7 protein-coding genes are annotated in these 10,085 nt (G+C 55.0%); 6 read left to right on the top strand and 1 reads right to left on the bottom strand.

Features of this window, described 5'->3' with window-relative positions:
* Positions 1–68: 68 nt before the first annotated feature.
* Complete coding sequence (locus Q0O07_RS11070; protein WP_295493649.1) at positions 69–2,582, bottom strand: TonB-dependent receptor; 2,514 nt, start codon at positions 2,580–2,582, stop codon at positions 69–71.
* Positions 2,583–2,640: 58 nt separating this feature from the next.
* Between Q0O07_RS11070 and Q0O07_RS11065 the strand changes: the two genes are divergently transcribed.
* Genes Q0O07_RS11065 through Q0O07_RS11040 form a run of 6 tightly spaced genes read left to right on the top strand, consistent with a single transcriptional unit; the run spans position 2,641 to position 10,064 of the window.
* A complete protein-coding gene (locus Q0O07_RS11065) occupies positions 2,641–3,345 on the top strand; it encodes a GntR family transcriptional regulator (RefSeq protein WP_367271078.1) in 705 nt (234 codons plus the stop codon).
* Positions 3,346–3,386: 41 nt separating this feature from the next.
* Entirely contained in the window at positions 3,387–4,298 is a 912-nt protein-coding gene (locus Q0O07_RS11060) for a hydroxymethylglutaryl-CoA lyase (protein WP_295493643.1), read from the top strand.
* A gap of 10 nt (positions 4,299–4,308) precedes the next feature.
* Entirely contained in the window at positions 4,309–6,357 is a 2,049-nt protein-coding gene (locus tag Q0O07_RS11055; RefSeq protein ID WP_295493640.1) for a hydantoinase/oxoprolinase family protein, read from the top strand.
* Between the two features lie 13 nt (positions 6,358–6,370).
* Positions 6,371–8,245 (top strand): hydantoinase B/oxoprolinase family protein, encoded by a 1,875-nt coding sequence (locus tag Q0O07_RS11050; protein WP_295493638.1) that lies wholly within the window; start codon positions 6,371–6,373, stop codon positions 8,243–8,245.
* The gene (locus tag Q0O07_RS11045) at positions 8,242–9,423 is read left to right on the top strand and encodes a CaiB/BaiF CoA-transferase family protein (protein WP_295493636.1); all 1,182 of its coding nucleotides are present in this window, start codon (positions 8,242–8,244) and stop codon (positions 9,421–9,423) included. The genes Q0O07_RS11050 and Q0O07_RS11045 overlap by 4 nt, the downstream gene beginning before the upstream one ends.
* A complete protein-coding gene (locus tag Q0O07_RS11040; RefSeq protein ID WP_295493633.1) occupies positions 9,423–10,064 on the top strand; it encodes an isochorismatase family protein in 642 nt (213 codons plus the stop codon). Before Q0O07_RS11045 ends, Q0O07_RS11040 begins: the two co-directional genes overlap by 1 nt.
* Positions 10,065–10,085 lie beyond the last annotated feature (21 nt).

Here is a 10,085-nt window from a genome sequence, read left to right as displayed (position 1 = left end):
CGCACTTAGCCAAAGTGCAAGAATGGAATTCAACTACCAACTTCTGTTAGAGCGTATGATCGGTCTGATTAAAATTTGTAGCCCACTTCGACACCCATCAGGCGACGTGCGCCTGGCGAGATGAATGAACCGCCAAATTCAATCGCTGGAATGGCTTCGTTGATGTATTTGCGGTCGAGCAAATTGTCAGCGAATGCAGTGACATTCCAGTTGTCACCTTCAAGACCAAAGCGCAGGTTCAAGACACCGAACGGATCACGCTTGGCTACGCTGTAATTGGCGTTTCCAACGGCCCCGGGGAGCGCGAGCGCCGAAATTGGCAGCAGCTGGCTGAAAATCGTTGAACGTGTTTGATCCTGAACGGTGTGGAACCAAGTCGCACCGGTAATCCGGTAATCGGCACGCAGAACCACATCCATGCTGTCATTCAGCGGTGTATCAATCTGGCTACCGAGGTTGATTGTGTAGTCTGCAGTATAAGGCGATTTGTTGCCCACGGTGTAAGGCCGTGACGCATTTTCCTTAATTTCGCTGTCCGTCAGGTTGACCGAACCGAAGACCTTCCAACCATCCATAATTTTGGCAGTTGTGTTCAGCTCGACGCCCTTAACATCGACCTGATCGATGTTGGAAACAACGCGGAGTAGACCAAAGGAGCCCACGAAGAATTCGAAGAACTGCATGTCTGTGATGCGGGTGTAATAACCAGCAAGATCAAACGTGACGCGGTTGTCAAACAACGATCCCTTGATGCCCGCCTCAAATGAGCTCGACCGTTCTTTGCGGAACAGGTCATTGATCGTAACGCCTGCGCCGATTGCAGGAACATTGAAGTTTGCATTCACCAGAGCAGACGAACCGGTGTTGTTGAAGCCGCCTGATTTAAATCCAATGCCCCAGTTGGCGTAGATGTTTGTCGAGCTATTCGGCGTGTAGCTAAGTGTGACCTTTGGCTGCACTTGCTTAAAGCTGGTTGATTTATCCGCGATTCCGCCTGTTGCAGGAAGGCCGGGGTTAATCTTCGCACCGGTAATAGGGTCGAACACATTTGGCACGAGGTTGGACGTGGTCCGGTCCTCAACGTCATAACGCAATGCGACGCCCGCTTTGAATTGATCGGACATTTTATAGTCGAGCGAGCCAAATGCCGCATAAACATCGGTTTTGAATGTGTCGTTGAACAACTGCGAAGTCGGGTTGCTGCTGCCGGGTGCGTTGTAAAGCGAACGGCTCACGCCTTGGCCCAGGTCCGCGCCAAGGCTGACGCCTACTGTGCGGTCGATGTGCAGTCCATAGACACCCAATTGCCAATTCAGCGCGCTATCCGTGTTCGACGCCAAACGGATTTCTCCGCTGATGTCCTTTTGGTTGCGAATTTGCAGCTGTGTACCGTCGCAGGTCGTTGGGCTGTACGCGCCGAAGGTTGAACCTGTCGCTGGCGCAAATATAAATGGCACTGGAACCTGTCCGACGAAACCCGGCGCGTTGACTTTGAAGCCGGTCAAAGAGGCCGTCGTTGCAAAGCATTTGTTCTGGACTGCAAGGTTTGTGGCGTTTGAAGGAGCGCCAAGCGCAGGTGAAATATAACGCGCGAAATCAGCCGAGGTGCCGTCTGCCGTCAGGCTTTGGTCGACATCTGAATACAATGCCCAAGCGGTTAAACGCGTTGAACCAAAGTCATGATCGATTTTTGCCGAAAAATCGATCGACCGCTGATCGTTCGTTGGGCGAATGTTGCTGTAGTAACGCAGCTCGTGGGCATCGACGTCTTCGAAGAATGCGCCGCCAAATGCTTCGATATGGAATACCGAGTTGAAGTTAATCGACGCGCCCGAGAATTTCGAATAGCGGGCCTTTACGTCCAGTTCCGTCGCATCGCCCAGTTGCGCCATAAAGCGGCCGTCGATGGAGTAGACCTCCTGATCATCGACAACCTTTTGATCGAGATACAGGTTGCGGTAAAAACCGTCCGTGCTGCGGTAGTTGCCCGACAGAACAAAGCCTGCATTATCGCCCAATGGCGATGAGATATAGGCCGAACCTTCCACCGTTTTTTCGTTAGCGTAGCTAAGCTTCACAGCGCCTTCGAGGATATCGCCTGGCTTCACGGTCGACACGACAATCGCGCCGGCAGCCGCGTTGCGACCGTAGATGGCGCCTTGTGGGCCCTTCAATATTTCGATCTGGCGCAGCGTGCCTTGCGTTTGGTTGAGCTGCGCGGTGTTGGTCTTCAAAATGCCGTCAACGACAAGAGCGACCGAGCTTTCAGCGTCACGCGCGCCGTTAATGCCGCGGATGTTGATTTGTGTATCACCGGCTTCGGCGGTTCCCGTTACGATTGTTACGCCGGGTGTAAGCTGGGCAAATCCTTGCGCATTGTCTGCACCGGTTTTCGCAAGCGATTCGGCATCAATAACGGATACAGATGCAGGGACGTCCACGAGCCGTTCATTCTGTCGACGCGCGGTTACGATGATTTCTTCAGCTTCAACGCCCTCTTCGGCCGTCTGTGCGAACGCCGTGGTCGGAATTAAAACACTGACTGCTATCGATGACAGGAGTGCACTTTTCCCAATACGCATGTAACTTTACTCCCCTAGTTTTCCAATTATTGCTTTGGGGGCAGCTTATTGTATACAAATGGCATTCGTCAAGAGGAGCGTTGCACTAATGTCCCGGGCATCGGAACGAGCATATAATAATATACGCAGCATGATTTTGTCTGGTGAATTGCAGCCCGGTTCGCAAATTCGTGAAGAAGCGCTTGCGGAATTGTGCGGGGTGTCGCGTACGCCTGTGCGCGATTCACTCCGCCGGCTTGAGGCCGAAATGTTCATTCGGCGCAACGATTCGCAGCGGAGTTTTGTGGCGGACTGGTCGCTGGATGATCTGGAAGATGCTTTCCAGTTGCGCGCCATGCTGGAGGCGCATGCCGCAAAACGCGCAGCGAGCCGGGTTACCCGTGAGCAGTTGGGGCTGCTTCGTTTTCACAATGCCCAGCTTAAGCAGGCCATCGAAATGCCAAATCCAGATGTACCAAAATTTTTGGATCATAATCGGCATTTCCATGCGATTATCCTTGCGGCGGCCGCATCCGAGCGGCTTACCAACATGCTTGCGCAGGTTACCGAGCAACCTGTGGTCCTGCGCACGGCGCGACATTATGACTTGGAAAATCTGCGCCGTTCGCACCATGATCACGACGAATTGCTTATCGCATTTGACAAGCGTGATGGTGAATGGGCTGCTGCTGTTATGACTGGCCATATCCGGCGCGCCTTCCATGCCTATGCGGAAGCGCATTCGACCGATACGGAAATTCGAAAGTCGAATTTGGCCGCATAATCCTATTTGATTTTGTATACAATTATGCCATTTACCTCGTGATGAGCATTTCTGACCATATTGATTTTGTCGAAGTTGGACCGCGCGATGGCCTGCAAAATGAGGCTGTATTGGTTTCGACTCAGAATAAGCTGGCGCTGATAAACAGGGCCATCGATGCCGGCGCGCGTCGTATTGAGGTGACCAGTTTTGTGAACCCAAAGCGCGTTCCGCAAATGGCGGATGCGGAAGATATATGTGCTGGGCTGCCGGATCGGGATGATGTCACGTTTATAGGTTTGGTCATGAACCTGCGTGGCGCAGAACGCGCCATTGCTACAGGAAAGATTGACCAGCTGGGGGCGGTGGCAGTTGCAACCGATACATTTGCGATGGCCAATCAAGGCCAAAGCAGCAACGAATCGGTCGAGGCAGCGAAGGCCATTATCGCGCTTGCACATGCCGAAGGACATACGGCGCAATGCACCATTGCGGCGTCCTTTGGCTGTCCATTCGAAGGTGAAGTGGCCGACAAGCGCGTCATTGAAATGGCCGTTGCGATCGCTGAGGCTGGTCCCGTCGAAATCGCGTTGGCGGATACCATTGGCGTTGGAAACCCAGCGCATGTTGCACGGCTCGTAACGGAAATTCGCAAGGCGGTTAATCCGCTTCCTGTTCGGGTGCATTTCCACAACACGCGGAACACTGGTCTTGCGAACGTTTGGGCAGCCGTTGACGCTGGCGCGCGCGTCGTAGATGCCTCGCTAGGCGGACTTGGCGGATGTCCATTCGCGCCGGGTGCAGCCGGAAACGTGCCCAGCGAAGACGTCGTCTACATGCTTGAACGAGCAGGCGTCAGCACAGGTATGAATTTACAGAGTCTGATTGAGGCCAGCAATTGGCTTTCAGAAATTATGGGCAGGAAATTGCCCGGCATGGTGGCGCAATCGCCATCATTTCCAAAAGCAGCGTGAGGAGAGTTTAATGGGGTATCGTTTGGGCGTGGATGTCGGCGGGACTTTTACCGACCTGTTGCTGTTCAATGCAGAGACTGGCGCGTTTTGGAGGCACAAAACGCCTTCGACGCCGCATGACAGCAGCGAGGGCATTTTGAACGGCGTCAACGCGATTTGCGCGAACGCTGGCGTAGATGCGGCAGGCATCGAATATTTTCTCCACGGAACCACGGTGGCGACCAATGCCGTGCTTGAAGGTAAAGGCGCGCGCGTCGGCCTGATCGTCACGGAAGGATATCGGGATATCATGCAGATCGCCCGGTCTTATGTGCCCGGCGGTCTTGCCGCATGGATTATCTGGCCAAAGCCAACGCCATTGGCTGCTTTGGAAGATACGGTCACTGTCGGTGGCCGCATGAACGCACAAGGCGAAGAAGCCCGTCCGCTCGATATCGCGTCGGCCAATTCTGCACTGACTTATTTGAAAGAGCAGGGCGTCGAAGCAATCACCGTCAGCTTCATGAACGCGTACACCAATGGCGCGCATGAAAAGCAGGTGGGGGATCTCGCGCGTGAAATGATGCCGAATGTTCCGGTGTCGCTCAGCCATGAAGTTCTTCCGGAAATGCAGGAATATGAGCGGACGCTGACAACCGTTGCGAACGCTGCGGTCCGTCCGGTGGTCGGCAAATATATCTCCAATCTGCGGAGCAAGTTGGCTGACGCTGGCTTTAGCGGCAAATTGTCATTGTTGCGGTCCGATGGTGGATTGATGTCGGCGCAAAAAGCGCAGGAGCATCCCGTCGACATTTTGATGTCGGGTCCAGCTGGCGGCGTGACAGGCGCGCTTTGGGTCGGCAAAAATGCAGGCATCAAAAATATCCTGACGCTTGACGTTGGCGGTACATCGACCGATGTTGCGCTGATCGAAAATCTGGAGCCGCGGCGCGTGCGTACGACCGAGGTCGGCCATTTGGCGGTGCGGGCGTCATCGCTTGATGTCAAAACCGTTGGGGCCGGCGGTGGCTCGATCGCTTATGTGCCTGAATTGACCAAGGCCTTGCGCGTTGGTCCGCAGTCGGCTGGCGCTGTTCCCGGACCCGTTGCCTATGGCAAGGGCGGGGAAGCACCGACCGTGACCGACGCCAATGTGGTGTTGGGTTACCTTCCCGAAAACCTGTTGGGCGGAACGTTCCAACTCGACCGCGAGGGTGCGAAAAAAGCGGTGCAGACCATCGCTGACGCGCTCGGCATTGACCTGATGGCGGCTGCGCGCGGCATCATTGATATTGTGAACGAAAATATGTTCGGCGCACTGCGCATGATTTCGGTGCAGCAGGGTTATGACCCACGGCATTTTGCCTTGATGGGCTTTGGCGGTGCTGGACCATTGCATGTGAACGCCGTTGCACGGCTGATGGGCAGCTGGCCTGCCGTGTCACCCGTTTCGCCAGGTGTATTGTGCGCATTGGGTGATGCCACGACGCGGATGCGCACCGAAACCGCACGCAGCTTTTCACGGCTGGCGACAACAACCGACGCGTCCGAGCTCATCGCTATTTTGAGAGAAATGGCGGAGCAGACGCGCGCACAGTTGCAGTCAGATGGCATCAACGATGCGGACATCACCAGCGAGTTCGAAATTGACGTCCGCTATGCCGGGCAAGCATTTGAAGTGCCGTTGACCATTACCCCCGACGTTCTGGAGCGTGATGGCGTTGCCGGCATTCTGGCACGCTTCGACGAGGAACATCTGCGGTTGTTCACCTTCAACATGGATACGCCGCACGAAATCGTGAACTTGCGTGCCGTTGCCTTGGGGCAGCCGCTCGACTTGCCAGCGGCGGAATTGCCCAAGGGTGATGGAAACCCCGCAGCGGCCAAAATGCGCGACCATGTTTTGTGGATGGACGGCAAAGAACAGGCTGCGGTCATCTATGACCGATCAAAGCTGCGACAGGGGGATGTCATTCCTGGTCCGGCCATTGTCGTCGAAATGGATTCGACCACACTTATCGAAACTGGCTGCGTCGCAATCGTCGACAAGGTCGGCAATATCCTGATCAATCTGGCTTGAGGAGGCGAACGACATGCCCGCCCAAATCATTCAAACGAACAACACCCCCTTCAACAAGATCGCTATCGATCCGGTAACGCTCGACATCATCGAAAACGCTCTGCGCAATGCCCGCATTGAAATGGATGCAACATTGGTGCGCACAGCCATGTCCCCCGGCATTCGCGAACAAGGCGACGCATTCCCCTTGATAGCGGATCACACCGGCAAAATGATTGTTGGCCAATTTGGCAGCTTCATCGGCGGTTTCCTCGATAACTTCGAAGGAACACTCGAAGATGGCGACATGATTTTCCTGTCCGACCCATATTCCTGCGCAGGCGCGGTGAGCCATTCGAACGACTGGCTCGTTCTTTTGCCGGTGTTCAAAGACGGACGTTTGATCGCCTTTACGTCAATGTTTGGCCACCAGTCCGACATCGGCGGCAAAGTTGTTGGCTCGATGCCCATCAACGCCCGTTCGATTTTTGAAGAAGGCGTCCGCATTCCGCCCGTCAAAATCTGGAAAAAGGGCGAATATAATGACGATCTGATGAAGCTCGTCATGCACCAAACCCGGAAGCCCGATTGGTGTCAGGCGGATTTGAACGCACTTATCGCGTCATGCCGGGTCGCCGCACGCCGCGTCATCGAAATGGCAGCGCGCTTCGGCGACGATGTCTATATTTCGGCAACGCAGGAACTGTTGGCCCGCAACCATCGCGCGATGAAATCGCTCATCGCTATGGCCATTGGCGAAGAACCCGTCAGTTTCGAAGATTATATCTGCGACGACGGTATGGGCGCTGGCCCGTATAAAATTAAGTGCACCATGTGGCGCGAAGGCGAAAAGGTTGTGCTCGATTTTGCTGGTACGGACCCGCAAAGTCAGGCTTCCATCAACTTTCTCCTGAACGAAAACATGTTCAAAATGTTCTTTGGCATTTACATGATCATGGTCTTCGATCCGCAGATTTTGTTCAACGATGGCTTTTATGATTTGATCGATGTCCGCATTCCGGACGGATCACTTCTCAAGCCGAAATTTCCAGCAGCGCTCTCGGGTCGCACCCATGCGCTGGGCCGCATTTTCGACATTTTAGGTGGCCTTTTGGGGCAAAAAACACCGGAATTCCTGAATGCGGCCGGTTTTTCCTCAAGCCCCCATGTCTTTTATTCAGGCAACGATAAAAAGGGTGACTGGTTCCAGCTGTTCCAGATCGGCTTTGGCGGCATTCCGGGTCGTCCAATGGGCGACGGACCAGACGGCCACTCGCTGTGGCCGGGCTTCACCAATGTGCCCAACGAATTTCTGGAGCGGTATTTCCCGCTGCTGATCGAACGTTATGAAACCGAACCCGACAGCGGCGGCGCTGGTCTGCATCGCGGCGGCAATGGCATCCACATGACTTACCGTTTTCTGGCGGCAGGCACGATCTCGATCCATGATGACCGCTGGTTCGTTCCACCATGGGGCGTCAATGGCGGTGAACCGGGCAAACGCGCCCGCAAAATCCTCGAAAAAGCTGACGGCACTTCGCAGATCATCGGCAACAAGGTTGAGGACGTCCACGTCGAAGAGGGCGACCAATTGCACTTCATCACCTGGGGCGGTGGCGGCTGGGGCGATGCGCTTGATCGCGACCCCGCTTTGGTTGGCAAAGAAATCGTCCAAGGGCTTGTCACTGTCGAAGGTGCAAAAGCTTATGGCGTAATTGCCAATGCAAATGGCGTGGTGGATGCCGATGCGACCGAAACGTTGCGCAGCCGTTTGCGGCAAGAGCGTGGCGAGCTTCCCTTGTTCAATTACGGACCTGGCATTGAAACCCTGCGGGCCAATTGCAAGGCCGAAACAGGGTTGAAGGCGCCGGTTCAGCCCGTCTGGACAACGCTGGAGGCAGCCGAGTGAGTGCACTTAAGGGGTTACGTGTAGTTGAACTCGGGCAGTTACTGGCTGGACCGTTTTGCGGACAATTGCTCGGTGACATGGGTGCAGAAGTTATCAAGGTCGAGCCCCCGGGCGCGGGCGACCCCATGCGCGTGTGGGGCCAAGGCGAAGAAAAGGTGCAATGGGAGGTCATTGCACGAAACAAGAAATCTGTTTCGGCCAATCTGCGGATTCCAGAAGGGCAGGCGCTGGTCCGTCAATTGATTGGCAAGGCCGATATCTTGGTCGAGAATTTCAAACCCGGCACGATGGAACGATGGGGCTTTTCTCCGGAAACGCTTTTGGCCGAACATCCCGGCCTGATCATTGCACGTATGTCGGGCTACGGCCAGACGGGCCCCTATTCAAACCGCGCTGGCTTTGGTGGCATTGGCGAAGCGATGGGCGGCTGGCGCTATATTGTGGGTGAACCTGATCGGTCACCAAGTCGGATGGGTATTTCCATCGGCGACACGTTAACCGCCACATATGGTTGCATGGGCGTTCTCGCTGCACTGCATCATCGCAGCGTGACTGGCCATGGCCAAGTTATCGATGCCGCGCTGTATGAAAGCGTATTGCAAGTCATGGAGGGGCTGGTCCCCGAATATGACCATAGCAGCTTTATTCGCGAACGGTCCGGCTCAATCCTGCCCGGCATTGCGCCATCAAACGTCTATATTTGCAAGGACGGCGAATATATGATTGGCGCGAACAAAGACTCGCTTTGGCAAAGATTGGCAGAAGCTATGGGCGTGCCTGACCTTGGAACAGACCCGCGGTTCGCAACGCATCTTGCGCGCGGCCACAACCAGTTTGAGCTTGACGACATTATCAATGCCTGGGCGGCCACGCTGACCGTTGATGAAGTCGACGCGCTGATGATTGCATATTCGATCCCGGCCGGACGCGTATACCGCGCGCCAGAGATGCTGGAGGATCCACATTTTCAAGCACGTGAAGCGATTATCGAGGTCGAAACCGAGCGTTATGGCAAGCTGAAAATGCAGGGCGCGTTTCCGAAAATGTCGGCGACGCCAAGCAGCGTTCGTTCACCAGCGCCGTCGATTGTCGGGCAACATAATGCCGAAATATATGGCGGCTTGCTGGGGATGGATATTACGGAGTTGGATAGGCTGAAGGCGGCTGGCACAATCTGATGACACAGCAGAATGACGATCTGACCGCGAATTATGTCGGCGCGTTCGACGGCCGTCTTTCTTTTGGTCAACGGCCGGCGCTTCTGATTGTCGATTTTGTTATGGCGTATCTGGACCCGGCATCGCCTTTATATGCGGGGGTTGAGGATGCGTTGGCCAGCAATGAACGTCTTTTGGCGGCTGCGCGGGCTGCAGGAATCCCGGTCTTCTTTACGAATGTCGTGTATCAGGCAGATGGCGCAGACGGCGGTTTGTTCTACAAGAAAATCCCGTCGCTTCGGGTGTTTCTGGAAGGATCGCCATTGGGTGCATTTCCCCCGTCGCTTCAACCGGTGGACGGCGAGCGCGTTATTTCAAAACAGTTCGCTTCGGCATTTTTTGGGACATCGCTGGCTGAAACGCTTTCCCGCGAGGGGATAGACACATTGCTCATAACCGGACTGTCGACCTCAGGATGCGTCCGCGCCACAGCGCTTGATGCATTGCAGTCCGGCTTTGCACCCTTCGTCGTCCGTGAAGCCTGTGGCGACCGACATCCGGCGCCGCATGAAGCCAATTTGTTCGACCTACAGGCCAAATATGCCGAAGTCGTTTCGGAACGTGAAGCATGTGCTCTTCTAGGCGTGAACGAGGTACCATAAGCAGGTTTGGGATTGCGCGGA

The organism is Sphingorhabdus sp. EL138 (assembly GCF_945890115.1).
Taxonomy (GTDB): Bacteria; Pseudomonadota; Alphaproteobacteria; order Sphingomonadales; family Sphingomonadaceae; genus Sphingorhabdus_B.
Note: the sequence above shows the minus strand (reverse complement) of the source record. Positions and strands in the feature narration are given on the sequence as shown.